Annotated in this window: 20 protein-coding genes and 1 tRNA gene; 16 read left to right on the top strand and 5 right to left on the bottom strand. The window is 60.2% G+C overall.

The annotated features are described in order from the left end of the window. Positions 1-110 precede the first annotated feature (110 nt). The 4 genes from ONG87_RS12785 to ONG87_RS12770 all read left to right on the top strand — a co-directional run bounded on the left by ONG87_RS12785 (position 111) and on the right by ONG87_RS12770 (position 3156). Positions 111-1550 (top strand): PLP-dependent aminotransferase family protein, encoded by a 1440-nt coding sequence (locus ONG87_RS12785; RefSeq protein WP_122477290.1) that lies wholly within the window; start codon positions 111-113, stop codon positions 1548-1550. A gap of 73 nt (positions 1551-1623) precedes the next feature. Beyond that, complete coding sequence (locus ONG87_RS12780; RefSeq protein WP_185793013.1) at positions 1624-2133, top strand: translation initiation factor 2; 510 nt, start codon at positions 1624-1626, stop codon at positions 2131-2133. 131 nt (positions 2134-2264) lie between these two features. Further along, the gene (locus ONG87_RS12775) at positions 2265-2516 is read left to right on the top strand and encodes a YkgJ family cysteine cluster protein (RefSeq protein WP_122477294.1); all 252 of its coding nucleotides are present in this window, start codon (positions 2265-2267) and stop codon (positions 2514-2516) included. A 37-nt stretch (positions 2517-2553) separates the two neighbouring features. Then, the gene (locus ONG87_RS12770; RefSeq protein ID WP_122477295.1) at positions 2554-3156 is read left to right on the top strand and encodes an START domain-containing protein; all 603 of its coding nucleotides are present in this window, start codon (positions 2554-2556) and stop codon (positions 3154-3156) included. Positions 3157-3204: 48 nt separating this feature from the next. Here ONG87_RS12770 and gltA read toward each other — a convergent pair whose 3' ends face one another. Then, positions 3205-4494 carry a citrate synthase gene (gltA, locus tag ONG87_RS12765; protein WP_043190646.1) on the bottom strand — a complete coding sequence of 430 codons (1290 nt, stop codon included), beginning with the start codon at positions 4492-4494 and terminating at the stop codon, positions 3205-3207. Between the two features lie 349 nt (positions 4495-4843). Here gltA and sdhC point away from each other — a divergent pair, with 349 nt between their 5' ends. The 9 genes from sdhC to sucD all read left to right on the top strand — a co-directional run bounded on the left by sdhC (position 4844) and on the right by sucD (position 16195). Next, positions 4844-5230 carry a succinate dehydrogenase, cytochrome b556 subunit gene (gene sdhC, locus ONG87_RS12760; RefSeq protein ID WP_185793015.1) on the top strand — a complete coding sequence of 129 codons (387 nt, stop codon included), beginning with the start codon at positions 4844-4846 and terminating at the stop codon, positions 5228-5230. Next, complete coding sequence (sdhD, locus tag ONG87_RS12755) at positions 5224-5592, top strand: succinate dehydrogenase, hydrophobic membrane anchor protein (RefSeq protein WP_043190640.1); 369 nt, start codon at positions 5224-5226, stop codon at positions 5590-5592. Before sdhC ends, sdhD begins: the two co-directional genes overlap by 7 nt. 3 nt (positions 5593-5595) lie before the next feature. After that, entirely contained in the window at positions 5596-7368 is a 1773-nt protein-coding gene (gene sdhA / locus ONG87_RS12750) for a succinate dehydrogenase flavoprotein subunit (protein WP_122477298.1), read from the top strand. An 11-nt stretch (positions 7369-7379) separates the two neighbouring features. Continuing rightward, the gene (locus tag ONG87_RS12745; protein ID WP_043193659.1) at positions 7380-8084 is read left to right on the top strand and encodes a succinate dehydrogenase iron-sulfur subunit; all 705 of its coding nucleotides are present in this window, start codon (positions 7380-7382) and stop codon (positions 8082-8084) included. A gap of 244 nt (positions 8085-8328) precedes the next feature. Further along, the gene (locus ONG87_RS12740; protein ID WP_122477300.1) at positions 8329-11160 is read left to right on the top strand and encodes a 2-oxoglutarate dehydrogenase E1 component; all 2832 of its coding nucleotides are present in this window, start codon (positions 8329-8331) and stop codon (positions 11158-11160) included. Positions 11161-11202: 42 nt separating this feature from the next. Continuing rightward, the gene (gene odhB / locus ONG87_RS12735; RefSeq protein WP_122715782.1) at positions 11203-12435 is read left to right on the top strand and encodes a 2-oxoglutarate dehydrogenase complex dihydrolipoyllysine-residue succinyltransferase; all 1233 of its coding nucleotides are present in this window, start codon (positions 11203-11205) and stop codon (positions 12433-12435) included. Positions 12436-12535: 100 nt separating this feature from the next. Next, positions 12536-13969: a dihydrolipoyl dehydrogenase gene (gene lpdA / locus ONG87_RS12730; RefSeq protein WP_122715781.1), complete on the top strand. Its 1434-nt coding sequence runs from the start codon at positions 12536-12538 to the stop codon at positions 13967-13969. Between the two features lie 178 nt (positions 13970-14147). Continuing rightward, positions 14148-15314: an ADP-forming succinate--CoA ligase subunit beta gene (gene sucC, locus ONG87_RS12725; protein ID WP_122477306.1), complete on the top strand. Its 1167-nt coding sequence runs from the start codon at positions 14148-14150 to the stop codon at positions 15312-15314. Next, positions 15314-16195, top strand: a complete 882-nt coding sequence (gene sucD, locus ONG87_RS12720) for a succinate--CoA ligase subunit alpha (RefSeq protein ID WP_122477308.1) — start codon at positions 15314-15316, stop codon at positions 16193-16195. The genes sucC and sucD overlap by 1 nt, the downstream gene beginning before the upstream one ends. Positions 16196-16275: 80 nt before the next feature. Here the strand turns inward: sucD and ONG87_RS12715 are convergent, their stop codons facing one another. Further along, complete coding sequence (locus ONG87_RS12715) at positions 16276-16839, bottom strand: GNAT family N-acetyltransferase (protein ID WP_264381391.1); 564 nt, start codon at positions 16837-16839, stop codon at positions 16276-16278. A 471-nt stretch (positions 16840-17310) separates the two neighbouring features. On the opposite strand from ONG87_RS12715, the gene mqo reads away from it, so the two are divergent. After that, the gene (gene mqo / locus ONG87_RS12710) at positions 17311-18963 is read left to right on the top strand and encodes a malate dehydrogenase (quinone) (protein WP_264381390.1); all 1653 of its coding nucleotides are present in this window, start codon (positions 17311-17313) and stop codon (positions 18961-18963) included. Between the two features lie 273 nt (positions 18964-19236). Next, a complete protein-coding gene (brnQ, locus tag ONG87_RS12705; RefSeq protein ID WP_192059886.1) occupies positions 19237-20550 on the top strand; it encodes a branched-chain amino acid transport system II carrier protein in 1314 nt (437 codons plus the stop codon). 58 nt (positions 20551-20608) lie between these two features. Here the strand turns inward: brnQ and ONG87_RS12700 are convergent, their stop codons facing one another. From ONG87_RS12700 to ONG87_RS12690, 3 genes are all read right to left on the bottom strand, one after another. Continuing rightward, the gene (locus ONG87_RS12700) at positions 20609-20935 is read right to left on the bottom strand and encodes an Arc family DNA-binding protein (RefSeq protein WP_043190613.1); all 327 of its coding nucleotides are present in this window, start codon (positions 20933-20935) and stop codon (positions 20609-20611) included. Between the two features lie 382 nt (positions 20936-21317). Continuing rightward, a complete protein-coding gene (locus ONG87_RS12695; protein WP_185793019.1) occupies positions 21318-21503 on the bottom strand; it encodes a PA3371 family protein in 186 nt (61 codons plus the stop codon). 10 nt (positions 21504-21513) lie between these two features. Beyond that, on the bottom strand, positions 21514-21741 hold the full coding sequence (locus tag ONG87_RS12690; RefSeq protein ID WP_185793020.1) for a hypothetical protein: 228 nt from the start codon (positions 21739-21741) through the stop codon (positions 21514-21516). A 299-nt stretch (positions 21742-22040) separates the two neighbouring features. Between ONG87_RS12690 and ONG87_RS12685 the strand changes: the two genes are divergently transcribed. Then, positions 22041-22117 (top strand) — tRNA-Arg (locus ONG87_RS12685). The last annotated feature ends 138 nt before the right edge of the window (positions 22118-22255 follow it).

The raw sequence follows: 22255 nt of genomic DNA, 5'->3' as shown, positions 1-22255 counted from the left end.
GCAAGGTTGCAAGTGGCCCGTGCAGTTGCAGGATCAGCTCTGCTATCCTGCCAGCTGTCCCCGTACAGTTCGTATCTGTAGGGGTCTTCTGGCACATCGAAGGTCCGGCCATGACCAACCTCTTGCTCTACCAGCGTATCGCCCAGCAGCTGGCTGATGACATCCGTCGCGGCGTGTACCAGCCAGGCGAACGCGTGCCTTCGGTACGCAAGATGAGCGCCCAGCTCAATGTCAGCCATGCCACGGTATTGCAAGCCTATGCCAACCTCGAGGACCAGGGGTTGATCCGCGCGCGGCCCCAGTCCGGCTATTACGTGCACCAGACCCCGGCGCTGACCGCGCCTACGCCTGACATTGCCCGGGTAGAGCGTCCGGGGTTGGTTACCCGCAGCAGTATCATCCAGCAGGTGCTCGACGAATCCCGTCGAGAGGGCGTATTTCCATTGGGGGCCGCAGTGCCCCATGTCGAATTTCTACCGGTACGCGCGCTGCATCAGCAGTTGGCCAAAGTCACCCGCTTCCAGAGCCCGCGCGCCTTCAGCTACATGTTCAGCCCAGGCTTCGAGCCTTTGCGCCGGCAGGTGGCGATCCGCATGCGTGATGCCGGTGTGGTGGTCGATCCCTCGGAGATCGTGATCACTCACGGCTGCGTCGATGCATTGCAGATGAGCCTGCGCGTGCTCACCCGGCCCGGCGACCTGATCGCGGCCGAGTCACCTACCTATTATGGCCTGTTGCAGTTGGCGGACCTGCTCGGCCTGAAGGTCATCGAGATCCCCAGTGATCCGTCCACCGGTATCAGTCTGGAAGCGTTGCAGCTGGCTGCCAACCAGTGGTCGATCAAGGCGCTGGTCCTGACGCCGCGCTTGAGCAATCCGCTGGGCGGAACCATGCCCGAAGAGCGCATGAAGCAGCTGCTTCGGCTGTCTTCGGATTTCGATATCCAGATCATCGAAGACGATATCTACGGCGAGTTGATGTTCGAGCAGGGCAAGAGCAAGGCGCTCAAGGCATTCGACCGGCTGGGCCATGTCATCTACTGCTCCAGCTTCTCCAAGACGTTGTCGCCCGGCGTGCGCATCGGTTGGATGATTGCCGGCAAATACCAGGCCGAAGTCCAGCGGCTGCAGACGTTCAGTACCCATTCGGCGTGCAGCGTCACGCAGATGGGTGTAGCCAGTTATCTGGAAAACGGCGGTTACGACCGGCACCTGCGTTTCATTCGCCAGGAGTACCGCAAGAACCTGAGTGCTTTCCAGCTGGCGGTACAGCAGCATTTTCCGGAAGGTACGCAGATCACGCGGCCTACCGGAGGGTTCATCCTCTGGGTGAGCCTGCCCGGGCGGGTCAACACCCAGGAGCTGCATGTGCGTGCACTGGAGCAGGGAATCAGCATCGCGCCTGGCCTGATCTTCAGCAACACAGAGCAGTTCAACCACTGTATTCGGCTCAACTGTGGCGTGCCGTGGAACCGCGAGGCCGAGCGCGCACTGGCAACGCTTGGTGTACTGGCGCGGCAACTGTGCCAGGAGTCTGGAGTTTCCTATTGAAACTGTACGAGGGGCTTGTCAGCACGACGCTTAACAGGGAGCATAGAGGCTTCGTCGTAGTTGTCGTGCCCCTATGAACACCAAGCGCCGTCTCGCATTGCTGGTTTTCTGCTTGAATCTGGGCTTCATTGCCGTGCCCGCTGTTCACGCGCAAACGCCGGATAGCCCGTCGGCTGCGACACGCTCGGCAGATGCCGCAAAGTCGACCGCCAAGGCTGATTCTGCGGCGAAGAAGCCTGCCGCGAAAAAGCCTGTGGTTCGCAAGAAAGCCGCGAAGAGCCGTTCGCGCAAGGAAGCGGACGTCATTGCCACGCCGGTGCCCAAGCCCAACCTGGACCTGAGCCTGCCCAAGGACATCGTCAAGGACCTCAAGCCGCCGACCCAGCCCGTCAACGCTGCGGTACACCCTGCGCCGCTGGCCGAGCCTGCGCCCAAGCCGATTCTCCCTGCCTTCTTCAGTGACAAGGGCAGCGAGGACTTCCAGCTCAATGGTCGCCTGCTGAACAACGAGATGCAGCTGCAGCGGCGTAGCGATGGTCGTGAAGTCGAGGGCGCCGCGCTGGACTTCAATTTCAAGCAGTGAGCCATGTAGGCCAGTTCAGTCGGCCGTTACACATGGCTCGGCCGAATTATCGACGCAGGCATTTTCAAACGCTCGTTGGGTCACTACCATGGGTGTTCTACAACATTCTGTGCCTGTGAGGTCATGACGTCATGAAATGCCGCGAAGGCTGTGGCGCCTGCTGCATCGCCCCCTCCATCAGTTCGCCTATCCCCGGCATGCCATTGGGCAAGCCGGCCGGGCAGCGCTGCGTGCAGCTGTCTCTGGACAACCTGTGTGCCCTGTTCGGCCTGCCCGAGCGGCCAGCAGTATGCTCGGCGTTTCATGCCGATCCCGAAGTGTGTGGCGACAGCGACCAGGACGCCGTGCGCATTCTGGGCTGGTGGGAGCAGATGACCGCGTAGACAAAGTCTCGATCCTCGACAACAAGGAACAACAACAATGAGAGCGATGCATCGTATAGCGCTGGTTGCCCTGCTGGGCAGCGTTCACCTGTCTGCCCACGCCGAGCAGTGGTCGGTGGCCAAGGACGAGGAGGGGATCAAGGTTTCCCTGAGTGAAGTCGCGGGCTCCAAGTACAAGGCCTATAGGGGCGAAACCACGATCAAGGCCAGCGTGGCCAAGCTGCGTGCCATGCAGGAGGACGTCGCCGGGGCCTGTACCTGGATTCATGAGTGCAAGGCGCAGAAGCTGCTCAAGCATCAAGGCGATCAGACCTGGACCTACACCCAATTCAATACGCCGTGGCCGGTCACCCCGCGCGACTCGGTGCTGCATATCACCACGGTCGATGGCAGTGATGGCAGCGTCACCCGCAATCTGGCCGGGGCGGCCGACTATGTGCCGCAGGAGAAAGGCTTCGTGCGTGTGGCGCAAGTGGAAGGTTTCTGGAAGATGGTGCCCCAGGGTGCCAATCAGACCCAGGTGATCTACCAGGTGCACACCGAGCCGGGCGGCAGCGTGCCCTCCTGGCTTGCCAACAAGTTCGTCGTGGATGCCCCATTCAATACGCTCAAGGCATTGCGCGCAAAAGCGGAACAGTAGCAACGCAAAAGGCCGCCCGGAGGCGGCCTTTCGTTGTGACGCGAAGGCTTAGGTGCGATCGTCCAGAGCGGTCACGTCGCGGCTTTTCTCGCCGGTGTACAGCTGGCGTGGGCGGCCGATCTTGTAGGGGCTCGACAGCATTTCCTTCCAGTGCGAGATCCAGCCCACGGTACGCGCCAAGGCGAAGATGACCGTGAACATGCTGGTTGGAATGCCGATGGCCTTGAGGATGATGCCCGAATAGAAATCGACGTTCGGGTACAGCGAGCGCTCGATGAAGTAGGGGTCGGTCAAGGCGATCTCTTCCAGGCGCATGGCCAGTTCGAGCTGCGGATCGTTCTTGATGCCCAGTTCCTTCAACACTTCGTCGCAGGTCTGCTTCATCACCGTGGCCCGCGGGTCGCGATTCTTGTAGACGCGGTGACCGAAGCCCATCAGCTTGAACGGATCGTTCTTGTCCTTGGCCTTGGCGATGAAGGTGTCGATGTTGGACACATCGCCAATCTCGTCGAGCATGGTCAGCACGGCTTCGTTGGCGCCGCCGTGGGCAGGCCCCCACAGTGCTGCAATGCCGGCGGCGATGCAGGCGAACGGGTTGGCACCCGACGAGCCTGCCAGGCGCACGGTGGAAGTGGACGCATTCTGTTCGTGGTCGGCGTGCAGAATGAAGATGCGATCCATGGCCTTGGCCAGTACCGGGCTGATCGGTTTGATCTCGCACGGCGTGTTGAACATCATGTGCAGGAAGTTTTCCGCATACGACAAATCGTTGCGCGGGTACATCATGGGCTGGCCCATGGAGTACTTGTAGACCATGGCCGCCAGTGTCGGCATCTTGGCCACCAGGCGTACTGCCGAGATCTCGCGGTGCTGCGGGTTATTGATGTCGAGCGAGTCGTGGTAGAACGCGGACAGCGCACCTACCACGCCGCACATGATGGCCATCGGGTGGGCATCGCGGCGGAAGCCGTTGAAGAAAGTCTTCAACTGCTCGTGAACCATTGTGTGGTTCTTGATGTTGCCAACGAACTTCGCTTTCTGCTCGGCCGTAGGCAATTCGCCGTTGAGCAGCAGGTAGCAGGTTTCGAGATAGTCGGATTGTTCGGCAAGTTGCTCGATCGGATAGCCGCGGTGCAGCAGGATTCCGGCGTCGCCGTCGATGTAGGTGATTTTCGACTCGCACGAGGCGGTCGACATGAAGCCTGGGTCGAAAGTGAAGCGGCCCGTGGCAGTCAAGCTCCTGACGTCGATTACATCGGGACCAACGGTGCCGGTTAAAATCGGCAGCTCGACGGGGGCTGCGCCCTCGATGATCAACTGCGCTTTTTTGTCAGCCATGTGGCCTCCTATTAATGCTTGGAATCATCAGACAGACCCCCCACGCAGGGCCCGCACCACTATAGTGAGATAAATTCGAATGTCAATTTGCTTAAAGTAAGGCTCCAGAGCGCTGCGAGCGGGCTTTTTTCGCGAAATTACGCCCCGTTCAAACCTTTTGCCATGCATGCGCAATCCGCCGTCCGGGGCCTGCGGTGCGTTGTCATTAGTATCCTAACTGTCTATACTCGGCAGCCGACCGCCGGGGGCTTTTCCGAGCCATTTCGACGGGGTCGTCACCTCCTGGGTGGTGAGTACCTGACCAGTACACTTCCCTACAACTTGCCCTGCTTGCTAGGGGCTCTTCAGTGTGAAAAAAGCCGTGAATAGCCAACGACCTGTAAACCTAGACCTAAGGACCATCAAACTCCCTGTCACTGCTTACACGTCCATTCTCCATCGTATATCCGGTGTCATCCTGTTCCTGGGCATCGCTCTCATGCTGTACGCATTGGGCAAATCCCTGGGTTCCGAGGAAGGCTTCGGCGAGGTGAAGGCGTATATGACCAGCCCGCTGGCCAAGTTCGTGATCTGGGCCCTGCTGTCCGCCTTGCTGTATCACCTGGTGGCCGGTGTGCGCCACCTGATCATGGACATGGGCATCGGCGAGACGCTGGAAGGCGGCAAGCTGGGCTCTAAAATCGTTCTCATCATCTCGGTGGTGCTGATCGTTCTGGCAGGAGTTTGGGTATGGTAACCAACGTTACGAACCTTTCGCGTTCGGGCCTCTATGACTGGATGGCACAGCGTGTGTCTGCGGTCGTTCTCGCGGCTTATTTTCTTTTTCTGATCGGCTACATCGTTGCCAATCCAGGCATCGAATACACCCAATGGCACTCGCTGTTCAGCAGCAACTGGATGCGCATCTTCAGCCTTCTGGCGCTGGTCGCCCTCGGCGCCCACGCCTGGGTAGGCATGTGGACCATTGCCACCGACTACCTGACGCCGATGGCGTTCGGCAAGTCGGCCACGGCTATACGCTTCCTGTTCCAGGCGGTATGCGGCGTTGCGATGTTCGCGTACTTCGTCTGGGGTGTGCAGATTCTTTGGGGTATCTGATTCATGGCTAACATTAGTACGCTTTCCTTCGACGCCATCATCATTGGTGGTGGTGGTGCCGGCATGCGCGCAGCGCTGCAGCTGGCCCAGGGTGGTCACAAGACCGCCGTCGTCACCAAGGTATTCCCGACTCGCTCGCACACCGTGTCGGCGCAGGGCGGCATCACCTGCGCCATCGCCTCGGCCGACCCGAACGATGACTGGCGCTGGCACATGTACGATACCGTCAAGGGTTCCGACTACATCGGCGACCAGGACGCTATCGAGTACATGTGTTCGGTAGGCCCGGAAGCGGTCTTCGAGCTCGAGCACATGGGGCTGCCGTTCTCGCGTACCGAGCAGGGCCGTATCTACCAGCGTCCGTTCGGTGGCCAGTCCAAGGACTTCGGCAAGGGCGGCCAGGCCGCACGTACCTGCGCCGCTGCCGACCGTACCGGCCATGCGCTGCTGCACACCCTGTACCAGGCCAACTTGAAGGCCGGTACCGTGTTCCTGAACGAGTACTATGCGGTCGATCTGGTGAAGAACCAGGACGGCGCGATCGTTGGTGTCATCGCCATCTGCATTGAAACCGGTGAGACCTCGTACATCCGCGCCAACGCCACCGTGTTGGCCACTGGCGGGGCAGGACGTATCTACTCGTCCACCACCAACGCCCTGATCAACACCGGTGACGGCGTGGGCATGGCCTTGCGTGCCGGTGTGCCGGTGCAGGACATCGAAATGTGGCAGTTCCACCCGACCGGCATTGCTGGCGCAGGTGTACTGGTCACCGAAGGCTGCCGCGGTGAAGGCGGTTACCTGATCAACAAGCATGGCGAGCGTTTCATGGAGCGCTACGCGCCGAACGCCAAGGACCTTGCCGGTCGGGACGTGGTAGCACGCTCGATGGTCAAGGAAATCATCGCCGGCAACGGCTGTGGTCCCGATGGCGATCACGTGATGCTCAAGCTCGATCACCTGGGCGAGGAAGTGCTGCACAGCCGTCTGCCAGGCATCATGGAGTTGTCCAAGACCTTTGCCCACGTCGATCCGGCCGTTGCGCCGATTCCTGTCGTGCCAACTTGTCATTACATGATGGGGGGTGTCGCTACCAACATCCACGGTCAGGCAATCACCCAGGATGCCAATGGCAACGATGCCATCATCCCGGGCCTGTTCGCCGTGGGCGAAGTGGCTTGCGTGTCGGTCCATGGCGCCAACCGCCTGGGCGGCAACTCGCTGCTCGACCTGGTGGTGTTCGGTCGTGCCGCAGGCCTGCACCTGGAGCAGGCGCTGAGCGAGGGTATCGAATACCGCCGCGCCAGCGACACTGATCTGGAAGTCGCCCTGGCGCGTCTGGACGGCCTCAACGCGCGCACCACGGGTGAAGATGTCGCCAGCCTGCGCAAAGAACTGCAGAGCTGCATGCAGAACTACTTCGGTGTGTTCCGCACCGGCGAGTACATGCAGAAAGGTATCGATCAGCTGGCCGGCCTGCGCGAGCGCATTGCCAACGTCAAGATCAACGACAAGAGCCAGGGCTTCAACACCGCCCGGATCGAAGCGCTGGAATTGCAGAACCTGCTGGAAGTGGCGGAAGCCACCGCGATTGCCGCCGAGCATCGCAAAGAGTCCCGCGGCGCTCACGCCCGTGAAGACTTCGAAGATCGCGACGACGAAAATTGGCTGTGCCACACCCTGTACTTCCCGGGTGAAAAACGTGTTGCCAAACGCGCCGTGAACTTCTCGCCGAAAACCGTTCCGACCATGGAACCGAAGATCCGGACTTACTGAGGGTGGCCGCCATGTTGCAAGTCAGTGTTTATCGCTACAACCCGGACCAGGACGCTGCGCCGTCCATGCAGGAATTCCAGGTCGACACCGGTGGCAAGGATGTGATGGTGCTGGACGTGCTGGCCTTGATCAAGGAACAGGACGAAGGCTTCTCCTATCGTCGCTCGTGCCGTGAAGGCGTGTGCGGTTCCGATGGCATGAACATCAACGGCAAGAACGGCCTGGCATGCATCACGCCGCTGTCCGCTGTCGTAAAAGGTAACAAGTTGATCGTGCGTCCGCTGCCAGGGTTGCCGGTGATCCGTGACCTGGTCGTGGATATGAGCATCTTCTACAAGCAGTACGAGAAGGTTAAGCCGTTCCTGCAGAACGACACGCCGGCCCCGGCCATCGAGCGTCTGCAGACTCCGGAAGAGCGCGAGAAGCTGGACGGTCTGTACGAGTGCATCCTGTGCGCCTGCTGCTCGACTTCCTGCCCTTCGTTCTGGTGGAACCCCGACAAGTTCCTCGGCCCGGCGGCGCTGCTGCAGGCCTACCGTTTCCTGGCCGACAGCCGTGACACCCGGACCAGCGAGCGCCTGGCGTCGATGGATGATCCGTTCAGCGTATTTCGCTGCCGCGGCATCATGAACTGCGTCAGCGTTTGCCCCAAAGGCCTGAACCCCACCAAAGCCATTGGCCACGTGCGGAACATGCTGTTGTCCAACGGCGTCTGATTCATCTGCTACACCGCAAGCCATCACAGCGCAGGATTGATCCTGTGCTGTGATGAAAACCCGAGCGTGGCTGTGTAAGGCTTCGCTTTTACTTTCGAAGAAACAAGACCAGCAGGGGCTCCGGGCTGGTACCCGGACTACCAGCGTACAACTGAGGTGGCTTGCACGGTCGCTGTACATGGACCGCGTCAGTACGCCCAAGGTGTAAGCGCCGGTGGTGTCCCCTAACCGAGGGTGACCAAGCATGCAAGAAAGCGTGATGCAGCGCATGTGGAACAGCGCCCACCTATCCGGTGGTAACGCTGCCTATGTGGAAGAGCTCTATGAGCTTTACCTGCACGACCCTAACGCTGTGCCAGAAGAATGGCGCACCTACTTTCAGAAGTTGCCTGCCGAAGGCAGCACTGCCACCGACGTTGCACACTCCACCATCCGCGATCATTTCGTCCTGCTGGCCAAAAACCAGCGCCGTGCCCAACCGGTTTCCGCCGGTAGCGTGAGCAGCGAGCACGAGAAGAAGCAGGTGGAAGTGCTGCGATTGATTCAGGCTTACCGGATGCGCGGCCACCAGGCAGCCCAACTGGACCCGTTGGGGCTGTGGCAACGGCCTGCTCCGGCAGACCTGTCAATCAACCATTACGGCATGACCAATGCCGATCTGGATACGACCTTCCGTGCCGGCGACCTGTTCATCGGCAAAGAGGAGGCGAGCCTACGTGAAATTCTCGAGGCTTTGCAGCAGACATATTGCCGCACCATCGGCTCCGAGTTCACCCACATCACCGATTCCGAGCAGCGCAGCTGGTTCCAGCAGCGCCTGGAAAGCGTGCGCGGTCGTCCATCGTTCTCGGCCGAGAGCCGCAGCCATGTGCTCGAACGCGTCACCGCAGCCGAGGGCCTGGAAAAGTACCTGGGCACCAAGTACCCGGGCACCAAGCGCTTCGGTCTGGAAGGCGGCGAGAGCCTGATTCCGATGCTGGACGAGATGATCCAGCGCTCGGGCTCCTATGGCACCAAGGAAGTCGTGATCGGCATGGCCCACCGTGGCCGTCTCAACGTGCTGGTCAACACCTTCGGCAAGAACCCCCGCGACCTGTTCGACGAATTCGAAGGCAAGAAGAAGGTCGAGCTGGGTTCCGGTGACGTCAAGTATCACCAGGGCTTCTCGTCCAACGTGATGACCGCAGGTGGCGAAGTTCACCTGGCCATGGCGTTCAACCCGTCCCACCTGGAAATCGTGTCGCCAGTGGTCGAAGGCTCGGTGCGGGCCCGCCAGGACCGTCGCAACGACGCGGTCGGCGACAAGGTGCTGCCGATCTCGCTGCACGGCGATGCTGCATTCGCCGGCCAGGGCGTGGTCATGGAAACCTTCCAGATGTCGCAGACCCGCGGTTTCAAGACCGGCGGTACCGTGCACATCGTGATCAACAACCAGGTTGGTTTCACCATCAGCAACCCGTACGACGCGCGTTCCACCGAATATGCGACCGACGTGGCCAAGATGATCCAGGCGCCGATCCTGCACGTGAATGGCGATGACCCGGAAGCCGTGGTGTTCGTCACCCAGCTGGCGATCGACTACCGCATGCAGTTCAAGCGTGACGTGGTCATCGACCTGGTCTGCTACCGCCGTCGCGGTCACAACGAAGCTGACGAGCCTAGCGGCACCCAGCCATTGATGTACCAGCAGATCGCCAAGCAGCGCACTACGCGCGAGTTGTACGCCGAAAGCCTGATCAAGGCCGGCGTGCTCGACGAAGGCAGCGTGCAAAGCCAGATCGACGAGTACCGCAACGCACTGGACAACGGTCTGCACGTGGTCAAGAGCCTGGTCAAGGAGCCGAACAAGGAATTGTTCGTCGACTGGCGCCCGTACCTGGGCCATGCCTGGACGGCGCGTCACGACACCAGCTTCGACCTCAAGACCTTGCAGGAACTGTCCGCCAAGCTGCTGGAGATCCCGGAAGGCTTCGTGGTCCAGCGTCAGGTTGCGAAGATCTACGAAGACCGGCAGAAGATGCAGGCCGGTGGCTTGCCGATCAACTGGGGCTATGCCGAGACCATGGCCTACGCCACCTTGGCGTTCGAAGGCCATCCGATCCGCATGACCGGCCAGGACATTGGCCGTGGCACCTTCTCGCACCGTCACGCGGTGCTGCACAACCAGAAGGATGCGGCGACCTATATCCCGTTGCAGAACCTCTACAATGGCCAGCCGCGTTTCGACTTGTACGACTCCTTCCTTTCCGAAGAAGCGGTGCTGGCATTCGAATACGGCTACTCGACCACCTCGCCCAATGCGCTGGTGATCTGGGAGGCCCAGTTCGGCGACTTCGCCAACGGTGCACAGGTGGTGGTCGATCAGTTCATCACCAGTGGCGAGCACAAGTGGGGCCGTCTGTGCGGCCTGACCATGCTGCTGCCGCACGGCTACGAAGGGCAGGGCCCGGAGCACTCTTCCGCGCGTCTGGAGCGTTACCTGCAGTTGTGCGCCGAGCACAACATCCAGGTGTGCGTGCCGACCACCCCGGCGCAGATCTACCATCTGCTGCGTCGCCAGGTGATTCGTCCGCTGCGCAAGCCGCTGATCGTGCTCACGCCCAAGTCGCTGTTGCGTCACAAGCTGGCCGTGTCGACCCTGGAAGACCTGGCCGAAGGCTCGTTCCAGACGGTCATTCCGGAAATCGATACCCTGGACGCCGCGAAGGTGACGCGTCTGGTGCTGTGCAGCGGCAAGGTCTATTACGACCTGCTGGAGAAGCGCCGTTCCGAGGGTCGCGAAGATGTGGCCATCGTGCGCATCGAGCAGCTGTATCCGTTCCCCGAAGACGACCTGATGGAAGCGATTGCTGCCTACACCAATCTGGAACATGTGGCCTGGTGTCAGGAAGAGCCGATGAACCAGGGTGCCTGGTACAGCAGTCAGCATCACTTGCGCCGCAGCATGAGCAATCACAAGAAGACCCTGGTCCTCGAGTATGCCGGCCGTGACGCATCGGCTGCCCCGGCTTGCGGTTACGCTTCGATGCACGCCGAGCAGCAAGCCAAATTGCTGCAAGATGCCTTCACCGTTTAATGCCAACGCGCACCTGAAACCGAATTTAAGGAAATACTGATAATGGCTATCGAGATCAAAGCCCCTACCTTCCCGGAATCGGTCGCCGACGGCACCGTTGCCACCTGGCACAAGCAGCCGGGCGACGCGGTCAAGCGCGATGACCTGATCGTGGACATCGAGACCGACAAGGTCGTCCTGGAAGTGCTGGCCACCGCCGACGGCGTGCTGGGCGCGATCGTCAAGAACGAAGGCGACACCGTTCTGTCGGACGAAGTCCTGGGCTCCATCGAGGCGGGCGGCGCCGCTGCTGCACCTGCTGCCGCACCTCAGGCCGCTGCTGCGCCTCAGGCTGCCGCACCACAGGCGGCTTCGGCGCCTGCCGCTGGCGACGATGACGCCATTGGCGGCCCGGCTGCACGCAAGCTGGCCGAAGAAAACGGCATCAACCTGAACAGCGTCAAGGGCACCGGCAAAGACGGTCGCGTCACCAAGGAAGACCTGGTCGCCGCCATCGAAGCCAAGAAGTCTGCACCGGCCGCCAAGCCGGCCGTGCCAGCCGCTGCCGCTGCCATCGTGCAGAGCGTCGGCGACCGTACCGAAAAGCGTGTGCCGATGACCCGTCTGCGCGCCAAGGTTGCCGAGCGTCTGGTGGAAGCCCAGTCGAACATGGCCATGCTGACCACGTTCAACGAAGTCGACATGACCGAAGTCATGGCCTTGCGCTCCAAGTACAAGGACCTCTTCGAGAAGTCGCACAATGGCGTGCGCCTGGGCTTCATGTCGTTCTTCGTCAAGGCAGCCACCGAGGCGCTGAAGCGCTTCCCGGCCGTCAACGCCTCGATCGACGGCTCGGACATCGTCTATCACGGCTACGCCGACGTCGGTGTGGCAGTTTCCAGTGATCGCGGTCTGGTGGTTCCCGTCCTGCGCAATGCCGAGGCCATGAGCCTGGCCGAGATCGAAGGCGGCATCGCCACCTTCGGCAAGAAGGCGCGCGACGGCAAGCTGTCGATGGACGAAATGACCGGGGGTACCTTTACCATCACCAACGGTGGTACCTTCGGTTCGATGATGTCGACCCCGATCGTCAACCCGCCGCAGGCGGCTATCCTGGGCATGCACAACATTCTGCAGCGCCCGATGGCGATCAACGGCCAGGTGGTCATCCGCCCGATGATGTACCTGGCGCTGTCGTATGACCATCGCCTGATCGATGGCAAGGAAGCCGTGACGTTCCTGGTGACCATCAAGAACCTGCTGGAAGATCCAGCGCGTCTGTTGCTGGATATCTGATAAGGCAGCCACAGGTCCCGGGATCCACCATCGAGCCCACGCAGCTTGATCCGGAACTCGGCACCTTGGCTTCAAGCATGCCGCTAATAGGAATCGTTTTATGACTCAGAAATTCGACGTGGTAGTGATTGGCGCAGGCCCCGGTGGCTACGTCGCTGCCATCAAGGCCGCACAACTGGGCCTCAAGACTGCCTGTATCGAGAAGTATCAAGACGGCGAGGGCAAGCTGGCCCTCGGCGGTACCTGCCTGAACGTGGGTTGCATTCCCTCCAAGGCACTGCTGGACAGCTCGTGGAAATTCCACGAAGCACAGGATGGCTTTGCCATCCACGGTATCAACCACGCTGGCGTGACCATTGACGTACCGGCGATGATTGGTCGCAAGTCCAACATCGTCAAGAACCTGACCGGCGGCGTCGCCGGCCTGTTCAAGTCCAACGGCGTGACCGTGCTGCAAGGCCACGGCAAACTGCTGGCCGGCAAGAAAGTCGAAGTCACCGGTCCCAACGGTGTTGAAATCGTCGAGGCCGACAACGTCATCCTGGCGTCCGGCTCGCGTCCGATCGACATCCCGCCGGCCCCTGTCGACCAGAAGACCATCGTCGACTCCACCGGCGCGCTGGAATTCCAGCAGGTGCCCAAGCGTCTAGGCGTCATCGGCGCCGGTGTGATCGGCCTCGAGCTGGGTTCGGTATGGTCGCGCCTGGGTTCGGAAGTCACCGTACTCGAAGCACTGGACACGTTCCTCATGGCTGCCGACACCGCGGTGTCCAAGGAAGCCCTGAAGACCTTCACCAAGCAAGGCCTGGACATCAAGCTCGGCGCGCGCGTGACCGGTTCCGAAGTGCAGGGTGAAGAAGTCCTGGTCAAGTACACCGACGCCAACGGCGAGCAGACGATCACCTTCGACAAGCTGATCGTCGCCGTGGGCCGTCGCCCGGTCACCACCGACCTGCTGGCTTCGGACAGCGGCGTGGACATCGACGAGCGTGGCTTCATCTATGTCGATGACTACTGCACCACCAGCGTGCCTGGCGTCTATGCCATCGGCGACGTGGTGCGTGGCCTGATGCTGGCGCACAAGGCGTCCGAGGAAGGCATCATGGTCGTCGAGCGCATCAAGGGCCACAAGGCCGTGATGAACTACGACCTGATCCCGTCGGTCATCTACACCCACCCGGAAATCGCATGGGTCGGCAAGACCGAACAGACGCTGAAGGCCGAAGGCGTTGAAGTCAACGTCGGCAGCTTCCCGTTCGCGGCCAGTGGTCGTGCCATGGCGGCCAACGACACGGGCGGTTTCGTCAAGGTCATCGCCGATGCCAAGACCGACCGCGTACTGGGTGTGCATGTGATTGGCCCGAGCGCGGCAGAATTGGTTCAGCAGGGCGCCATCGCCATGGAATTCGGTACCAGTGCCGAAGACCTGGGCATGATGGTCTTCTCGCATCCGACCCTGTCGGAAGCCCTGCACGAAGCGGCCCTGGCAGTGAATGGCGGCGCCATCCACATCGCCAACCGCAAGAAGCGTTAAACAATAAGAAACCACGGTGGCCTGCCCGTCGCATGCCCTGTTCGCAGGGCCTGCCGCGGAATGTCCGCCGGACTCACCTCGCCGGTCAACCGGCGAGTAGCAGTCACAGGTGGCGCGGCACTTCAATCATGAAGCGCAGCGCCGAAAAGCGCAGTACCTAACGAAGACGGTAATAAGCATGAATCTTCACGAGTATCAGGGTAAGCAGCTGTTCGCTGAATACGGCCTGCCAGTATCCAAAGGTTACGCGGTAGACACCCCCGAAGACGCCGCAGAAGCCTGCGACAAGATCGGCGGCAGCGAGTGGGTCGTCAAGGCCCAGGTCCACGCTGGTGGTCGCGGCAAGGCTGGTGGTGTGAAACTGGTTCGCAGCAAGGAAGACGCCAAGGCTTTCGCCCAGCAGTGGCTGGGCAAGCGTCTGGTGACCTACCAGACTGACGCCAACGGTCAGCCCGTCACCAAGATCCTGGTCGAGTCCTGCACCGATATCGCCAAAGAGCTGTATCTGGGTGCCGTAGTGGACCGCTCCAGCCGTCGCATCGTGTTCATGGCTTCCACCGAAGGTGGCGTGGACATCGAGAAGATCGCTCACGACACTCCCGAGAAGATCCTCAAGTCCACCATCGATCCGCTGGTCGGCGCACAGCCGTTCCAGGGCCGCGAGCTGGCATTCCAGCTGGGTCTGGAAGGCAAGCAGGTCGCTCAGTTCGCCAAGATCTTCGTTGGCCTGGCCAAGCTGTTCCAGGACCACGATCTGGCCCTGCTGGAAGTCAACCCGTTGGTCATCAAGGCCGATGGCGATCTGCATTGCCTCGATGCCAAGATCAACATCGACGCCAACGCCATGTACCGTCAGCCCAAGCTGAAGGGTTTCCACGACCCATCGCAGGATGACCCGCGTGAGGCGCACGCCGCCAAGTTCGAACTGAACTACGTGGCCCTGGAAGGCAACATTGGCTGCATGGTCAACGGTGCTGGCCTGGCCATGGGTACCATGGACATCGTCAACCTGCATGGCGGCAAGCCAGCCAACTTCCTCGACGTAGGCGGTGGTGCCACCAAGGAACGCGTAACCGAAGCGTTCAAGATCATCCTGTCCGACACCAATGTCGCGGCCGTACTGGTCAACATCTTCGGCGGCATCGTTCGTTGCGACATGATTGCCGAAGGCATCATTGGCGCGGTGAAGGAAGTCGGCGTGAAAATCCCGGTAGTTGTGCGCCTGGAAGGCAACAACGCTGAACTGGGCGCTAAAGTACTGGCGGAAAGCGGTCTGAACATCATCGCAGCCACCAGCCTGACCGACGCTGCTCAACAAGTTGTCAAAGCTGCGGAGGGCAAGTAATGAGCGTCCTGATCAATAAAGACACCAAGGTCATCTGCCAGGGCTTCACCGGCTCGCAGGGTACTTTCCACTCCGAACAGGCCATCGCCTACGGCACCAAGATGGTCGGCGGCGTGACCCCAGGCAAGGGTGGTACCACTCACCTGAACCTGCCGGTATTCAACACCGTTCAGGAAGCTGTCGAGAAAACCGGCGCCACTGCTTCGGTCATCTACGTACCCGCTCCGTTCTGCAAGGATTCCATCCTTGAAGCAGCGTTCGGCGGCATCAAGCTGATCGTCTGCATCACCGAAGGCATTCCGACCATCGACATGCTGGAAGCCAAGGTCAAGTGCGACGAGCTGGGTGTCGTCCTGATCGGCCCTAACTGCCCAGGCGTCATCACTCCGGGCGAGTGCAAGATCGGCATCATGCCAGGCCACATCCACTTGCCAGGCAAGGTTGGCATCGTGTCGCGTTCCGGCACCTTGACCTACGAAGCCGTGAAGCAGACCACTGACGCCGGTTTCGGCCAGTCGACCTGCGTCGGCATCGGCGGTGACCCGATTCCAGGGTCGAACTTCATCGACATCCTGAAGTTGTTCCAGGAAGACCCACAGACCGAAGCGATCGTCATGATCGGCGAGATCGGTGGTTCTGCCGAAGAAGAGGCCGCAGCCTACATCAAGGCTCACGTGACCAAGCCGGTTGTTTCGTACATCGCTGGTGTGACTGCTCCTCCGGGCAAGCGCATGGGCCATGCCGGTGCAATCATCTCCGGCGGCAAGGGTACTGCAGACGAGAAGTTCGCTGCACTGCAGGACGCCGGTGTGAAAACCGTGCGTTCGCTGGCCGACATCGGCAAGGCCCTGGCCGAGCTGACGGGCTGGGCAGTCAAGTAAGCTTCGCTTACCTGTTTGCTGGGTTGTTTGCGTAGTCACAAAAGCCACCTTCGGGTGGCTTTTGTGTTTTTGCCGCAGGCCTAGGTTTGCCGTGCCAGCCACTGCTCGCGCGTCAATTCCCAGACCTCTTCCTGCATGCGGCCGCACACGAAGTCCTGGTCTCGCCGAAGAACCACCTGCATGCCCTCGCGCATGGAGATCCGCCGGGACGCCTCGTTCGCCACTGCCTTGGCGACTCTCAAGACGGGTCTGTCCAAGGTCTGGAACCAGAAACGGGTCACCACCTCGCATGCTTCGCCAGCCAGCCCCTGGTTTTGCCAGGGCTTGGCAATCCAGAAACTGCGGTTGTCGTCGCATTCGTCCATCAGGCTGATCACGCCAATAATGGTTTCGGGCGCGTCATGCAGCCGGAGTGTCCAATGCCATTCTTCTGCGTCGGCCATGGCAGGCAACGCATCCTCCCGGATGTAGCGCAGCCCCTCGCCGGCGGGGTAGGGCCACGGCATGTTGGCAGTGATGTAGCGAACCATGTCCCAGTCTGCGATCAACTCCTGGTAGCGCGGCGCGTCGGCCAGGGTGAGCGGCAGCAGCAGCAGTCTGCGGGTACTGAGCGCAGGTATGAATGGATCCGTACAGTCGGTCATCGTATGACACTCATGAAAGCGGAGGACTTTACTGGACTCACCAAGTCCCGCATGTAAGAAGTATCATTAAACGATGTAGGGGCTTTCCTTAATTGATATGACCATTTATATCGATTGAGGCAATCGACCACATTGATCTGGTTGCGGGTAGCCACTCTCATGTAATATGTCGACCCGCCATAATGTCGCAGCCCATGAACGAAAGTTCAGGTTGTGGATTCTGGCCGGCTGCCAGCAGTGACCTTGTGCTGCAAGGCATGCCAAGGTCGATGTCACTGAAGTCGCTGAAGACAATATTCAACAAGAAAGTCAGCACGCTAAGGACATGAATGTGAGGCCGATGCAACGAATTTGGCCTTCTATGCCATTTACACGGTTTGCCGGCGACTCGTTTCGCGGCCCCTTGCGGGCAGCTTGAAACGTCAGCGTTGTCGGATCGAGCCAATGGCGTTCAATCCTAGGAATTTCTGTATGTTGAAGAAAGCGAACACAGCGCTGCTGGGTCTGGCTCTGTCCATCGGGATGGTGTCGGCACAAGCGGCCGAAGCGAAGAAAGTCGACGTCCTGCTGATCGGCGGTGGCGTCATGAGCGCCACGCTGGGCGTGCTGCTCAACGAGCTCGAGCCAAGCTGGTCGATGGAAATGGTCGAGCGCCTGGACGCCGTTGCCGAAGAAAGCTCCAATGGCTGGAACAACGCCGGTACCGGTCACTCTGCCTTGGCCGAGCTGAACTACACCCCGGAAGACAAGGACGGCAAGGTCCAGATCGCCAAGGCAATCGAGATCAACGAAGCCTTCCAGATTTCCCGTCAGTTCTGGGCGCACCAGGTCACTGCCGGTGTTCTGAAGAACCCACGCACGTTCATCAACTCCACCCCGCACATGAGCTTCGTGTGGGGCGACAACAACATCGAGTTCCTCAAGAAGCGCTACGAGGCGCTGAAGGCCAGCCCGCTGTTCGCCGGCATGCAGTTCTCCCAGGATCACGAGCAGATCAAGAAGTGGGTGCCGTTGATGATGGAGGGCCGCGACCCCAATCAGAAACTGGCCGTCACCTGGAGTCCGCTGGGTACCGACATGAACTTCGGCGAGATCACTCGCCAGTACGTCGGCCACCTGAAGGGGCAGAACGGCTTCGATCTGAAGCTGTCCAGCGAAGTGCAAGACATCAAGCGCAACGCCGACGGTTCGTGGCGCGTGACCTACAAGAACCTGAAAGACGGTACCAAGACCGAAACCGACGCCAAGTTCGTGTTCATCGGTGCTGGTGGTGCCGCGTTGCATCTGCTGCAGGATTCGGGCATTCCCGAGGCCAAGGAATACGGCGGTTTCCCGGTAGGTGGCTCGTTCCTGGTGACCGAGAACCCGACCGTGGCCATGCAGCATATGGCCAAGGCCTACGGTATCGCGTCGACTGGCGCGCCGCCCATGTCCGTTCCACACCTGGACACCCGCGTGCTGGACGGCAAGCGCGTGGTCTTGTTTGGCCCATTCGCGACCTTCTCGACCAAGTTCCTGAAGAACGGTTCGTACCTGGACCTGCTGACCAGCACCAACCTGCATAACGTATGGCCGATGACCAAGGTCGGTATCGAACAGTACCCACTGATCGAATACCTGGCAGGTCAGGTCATGCTGTCCGACGACGATCGCTACCAGGCACTGAAGCAGTACTTCCCCAACGCCAAGAAAGAAGACTGGCGTCTGTGGCAGGCCGGCCAGCGCGTGCAGATCATCAAGCGCGACGAAGAGAAGGGCGGCGTGCTGAAACTGGGTACCGAAATCGTGGTGTCCAAGGACAGCAGCATTGCCGGTTTGCTGGGTGCTTCGCCGGGCGCATCGACTGCAGCACCGATCATGATCAACGTGCTGGAAAAAGCGTTCAAGGACAAAGTTGCCACGCCTGAATGGCAAGCCAAGCTGCGTCAGATCGTGCCGAGCTACGGGACTGCACTGAACAACTCGCCAGAGGCTGTGCAGAAAGAGTGGAACTACACCGCCAAGATCCTGCAGCTGTCTGTTGCACCGCCGGTGATCGACCAGGCCGCCGCTGCTGCCAACCCGATCGAAGGTCAAGCTGCACCGAAGGCTGAAAGCAATCCAGCGGCCGACATGGCCCTGTAATCCCCAAGCCCTCGGTTTTGGGGGCGGAAGGATTAGCTGTACCGTTTCCGCTGAGTCTTGCACCGATGCGACACACAGGTGCGCTCAGCGGACACTTCGCACTGCAACAGTGCGATGAGCGCGCATTTTCGCTACTCTACGCGCCGTTTTGCCCGGCTTGCCCACAAGGCTCAGGTCCGCGCACCAGGTCTGGCCTCATCCGGCCGACCGTGTTTCCCTCATCCATGGGGAAAACCTCTCTCAATTCCAATCTATTGACGTGGTTTCCTTCCAATGAAAGTGCTTAAAGGCCAGGATATTCTGGCGCTTGGATTCATGACATTCGCCTTGTTCGTAGGCGCAGGCAACATCATCTTCCCTCCCTTCGTCGGCCTGCAGGCTGGCCCGAACGTCTGGATGGCCGCGCTGGGCTTCCTGGTGACCGCAGTGGGTCTGCCGGTGATAACCGTGGTCGCGCTGGCCAGGGTCGGCGGCTCGATGGACGCGTTGAGCAGCCCGATCGGCAAAGTGGCGGGCGGGTTGCTTGCAGCGGTGTGCTATCTGGCCGTAGGGCCGCTGTTCGCCACGCCGCGCACGGCCACGGTATCGTTCGCCGTGGGTCTGGCGCCGCTGACCGGTGAGACACCCCTGGCACTGTTCCTCTACAGCGCGGTGTACTTCCTGCTGGTGTTTTTCGTTTCGCTTTATCCGGGGCGCCTGCTCGATACCGTCGGACGGTTTCTGGCGCCGCTGAAAATCATCGCCTTGGCGGTGTTGGGCATTGCAGCGTTTGCCTTGCCGGTAGGCCCCAGCGGTGACGCGGTACCCGAGTACGTTGCAGCACCGTTTTCCCTGGGCTTCATCAACGGCTACCTGACCATGGATACGCTGGGCGCTTTGGTGTTCGGCATCGTCATCGTCAATGCCATCCGCTCCAGAGGTGTCGAGTCACCCCAGCTGATCACGCGCTATGCGATCATTGCGGGTCTGATTGCCGGGGTAGGGCTGGCGCTGGTGTATATCAGTCTGTTCCGCCTCGGGTCGGGCAGCCACGCCGTGGCTGCAGGCGCCACCAATGGCGCAGCGGTGTTGCATGCCTACGTGCAGCACACCTTCGGAGCCCTTGGCAGTGGTTTCCTGGCCGTACTGATCTCGCTGGCCTGCCTGGTGACTGCAGTGGGTTTGACCTGCGCCTGTGCCGAGTACTTCAGCCGCGTGCTGCCGCTGTCCTATAAGACGCTGGTGCTGTTGCTCGCACTGTTCTCGCTGCTGGTCTCGAACCTGGGCCTGACCAAGCTGATCGCGTTTTCGATTCCAGTGCTGACAGCCATCTACCCACCCTGCATCGTGCTGGTGGCGTTGAGCTTCTGCGCAGGGCTGTGGCATTCGCAGTCGCGCATTCTCGGGCCGGTGATGTTCGTCTCGTTGCTGTTCGGCCTGATCGATGCGATCAAGGGGGCAGGGTTCTCGCAGTGGCTGCCAACATCCCTGCTCGATCTTCCCCTGAGCGAGCAGGGCCTGGCCTGGCTGGTGCCTTCGGTGGCAACCCTGCTGGTGGCGGTGTTGGTCGATCGCGTGAAGGGCGCACGGGTTCAAGCAGCGGCTTGAGCTGAGCGTCGCCCACAAAAAAGCCAGCTCTAGAGCTGGCTTTTCTTTGCAGCGGTGTTCATGACGCTTCGGCTGCGGCCTCGACGTCATGGGCAATCAAGGACACCAGTGCGTTTTGCTGTCGGTGAGACAACTGGCGGAAACGCTGCAAAAGCTCGCGCTCGTGCAGAGACAGCTCCGGACTGTCCATCTTCATGCTCAACTCTTCGCCCAAGGCACCTTCCTGGATCAGGCTCTGTTCCAGGCGTGCGATGATCTCGGAGTTCATGCTTCGGTGATGGTTACGAGCCACCTCAGCGATCTGCTCACGCATCCCGTCGGGAAGACGTACTACAAATTTGTCAGCCGTGCGGCTGGAGTAAACAGCCTGTTTGAGTGGGCGCATAGTGTTGACCGATAAGTTCAGGGGGAGCGGTTCTCGAAGTAGGCCGCAGGATGTCGGTTAGGACACGCCGATCGGCAAATTGTTCCAGCCTGCCAATGCCGCGCTATGATGCCTTAGTTGCGACATAACCTTGACGCCAAATCTGTGACAAATAATGATCCGAATCGTGGCATTTGGCCAGTCCCCAGCGGCAGGTATTTTACAAGGCCGGTGGAAATTTGCGATCACGCCGTTCGAAAAAAGTCGAAGATTCGTTCGAGAGGTGCTCTGACCCGTCTTGTGCACACCGCGCACAGCACGTGCGAGCTACCCTTGGGCTAGCATAGTGACATTTGGGCCATTTGCTAGTATTGATTTTCGCTAAGCGGCAATTGGTTTGAAATCAATGCAGGTATGGATCGAATTTGATCCTGCGGCCTTTGACCATTGCCAGCAAAAATGCCACAGCGCTGATGCTGCCCAGCACTTGCAGCATTGTCCCCAAAGCGACGGCGTTCTGCTCGAGGGTAAGTGCGCCGATCCAGCACACGGCAGCCACAAACATGAACGCCAAGGCGTATCTCGACATCGACAACTCCTTAAAATATGTAGCGTTCAGACCGTTGCGTCGTCGCGGTCTCGTTGACACCCTGTGCAGCCATGACAGGTCGTTCGGGGCCCGAAGCCGCGACGCGGGCAACGGGCGCAGGGATTAGTCGAGCAGCGTCGATGTGGACAAGTGCAGGGTCGTCGGCTTGAGTGTGGAACTGAAAGCCAATGAAGGTGACCAATGCCATAACATTGAGCATGACGAGGACGCTGTTCATTGGGACGCTCCATGGCTGGTGGTGGCAAATCAGTGTTCAGCCAGGAACATAGCAGGGCGCGTGCCAACTTTTTATTTAGCGAAATTTCTAGGTAATTCAGAGGCATACCAAGGAAGGCAGGCACATTGATATTGCATTCTGCATACCTCGGTCTCTGCAGGCATTGCAAAATGCATGACTGTCGCGTTCATCCTTGATCGGCATTTGCCACGGATAAAACTGTCCACGTTGCATGACAAACCGCGCGTGGCTGGGTAACATGCACGCCGTTCGTCGTGCCGCCTGGCACGACGCCGTGTGTCTCAGTAGCTCAATTGGATAGAGCATCCCCCTCCTAAGGGGAAGGTTGCAGGTTCGAGCCCCGCCTGGGACACCATTCTTGCGCGTCAACTGTTTCAGCTGCGCAAGTGCCTTGAACATGCACTGCGAGGAGGCGAGTGTTCCCGTCTCAGCGACAGGGAGCCCAGACTTCACGTACTGAGCAGTCCGTTACACGATGTTCTGATGACGCCCG

The organism is Pseudomonas sp. MM227 (assembly GCF_947090715.1).
Classification (GTDB): Bacteria; Pseudomonadota; Gammaproteobacteria; order Pseudomonadales; family Pseudomonadaceae; genus Aquipseudomonas; species Aquipseudomonas baltica.
The sequence above is the reverse complement of the archived record's forward strand: the minus strand, read 5'-3'. Positions and strand labels throughout refer to the sequence as shown.

Coding starts and splice junctions, on each gene's coding strand:
- ONG87_RS12785 (WP_122477290.1), top strand. CDS start 111: ATGACCAACCTCTTGCTCTACCAGCGTATCGCCCAGCAGCTGGCTGAT.
- ONG87_RS12780 (WP_185793013.1), top strand. CDS start 1,624: ATGAACACCAAGCGCCGTCTCGCATTGCTGGTTTTCTGCTTGAATCTG.
- ONG87_RS12775 (WP_122477294.1), top strand. CDS start 2,265: ATGAAATGCCGCGAAGGCTGTGGCGCCTGCTGCATCGCCCCCTCCATC.
- ONG87_RS12770 (WP_122477295.1), top strand. CDS start 2,554: ATGAGAGCGATGCATCGTATAGCGCTGGTTGCCCTGCTGGGCAGCGTT.
- gltA (WP_043190646.1), bottom strand. CDS start 4,494: ATGGCTGACAAAAAAGCGCAGTTGATCATCGAGGGCGCAGCCCCCGTC.
- sdhD (WP_043190640.1), top strand. CDS start 5,224: ATGGTAACCAACGTTACGAACCTTTCGCGTTCGGGCCTCTATGACTGG.
- sdhA (WP_122477298.1), top strand. CDS start 5,596: ATGGCTAACATTAGTACGCTTTCCTTCGACGCCATCATCATTGGTGGT.
- ONG87_RS12745 (WP_043193659.1), top strand. CDS start 7,380: ATGTTGCAAGTCAGTGTTTATCGCTACAACCCGGACCAGGACGCTGCG.
- ONG87_RS12740 (WP_122477300.1), top strand. CDS start 8,329: ATGCAAGAAAGCGTGATGCAGCGCATGTGGAACAGCGCCCACCTATCC.
- odhB (WP_122715782.1), top strand. CDS start 11,203: ATGGCTATCGAGATCAAAGCCCCTACCTTCCCGGAATCGGTCGCCGAC.
- lpdA (WP_122715781.1), top strand. CDS start 12,536: ATGACTCAGAAATTCGACGTGGTAGTGATTGGCGCAGGCCCCGGTGGC.
- sucC (WP_122477306.1), top strand. CDS start 14,148: ATGAATCTTCACGAGTATCAGGGTAAGCAGCTGTTCGCTGAATACGGC.
- sucD (WP_122477308.1), top strand. CDS start 15,314: ATGAGCGTCCTGATCAATAAAGACACCAAGGTCATCTGCCAGGGCTTC.
- ONG87_RS12715 (WP_264381391.1), bottom strand. CDS start 16,839: ATGACCGACTGTACGGATCCATTCATACCTGCGCTCAGTACCCGCAGA.
- mqo (WP_264381390.1), top strand. CDS start 17,311: ATGTTGAAGAAAGCGAACACAGCGCTGCTGGGTCTGGCTCTGTCCATC.
- brnQ (WP_192059886.1), top strand. CDS start 19,237: ATGAAAGTGCTTAAAGGCCAGGATATTCTGGCGCTTGGATTCATGACA.
- ONG87_RS12700 (WP_043190613.1), bottom strand. CDS start 20,935: ATGCGCCCACTCAAACAGGCTGTTTACTCCAGCCGCACGGCTGACAAA.
- ONG87_RS12695 (WP_185793019.1), bottom strand. CDS start 21,503: ATGTCGAGATACGCCTTGGCGTTCATGTTTGTGGCTGCCGTGTGCTGG.
- ONG87_RS12690 (WP_185793020.1), bottom strand. CDS start 21,741: ATGAACAGCGTCCTCGTCATGCTCAATGTTATGGCATTGGTCACCTTC.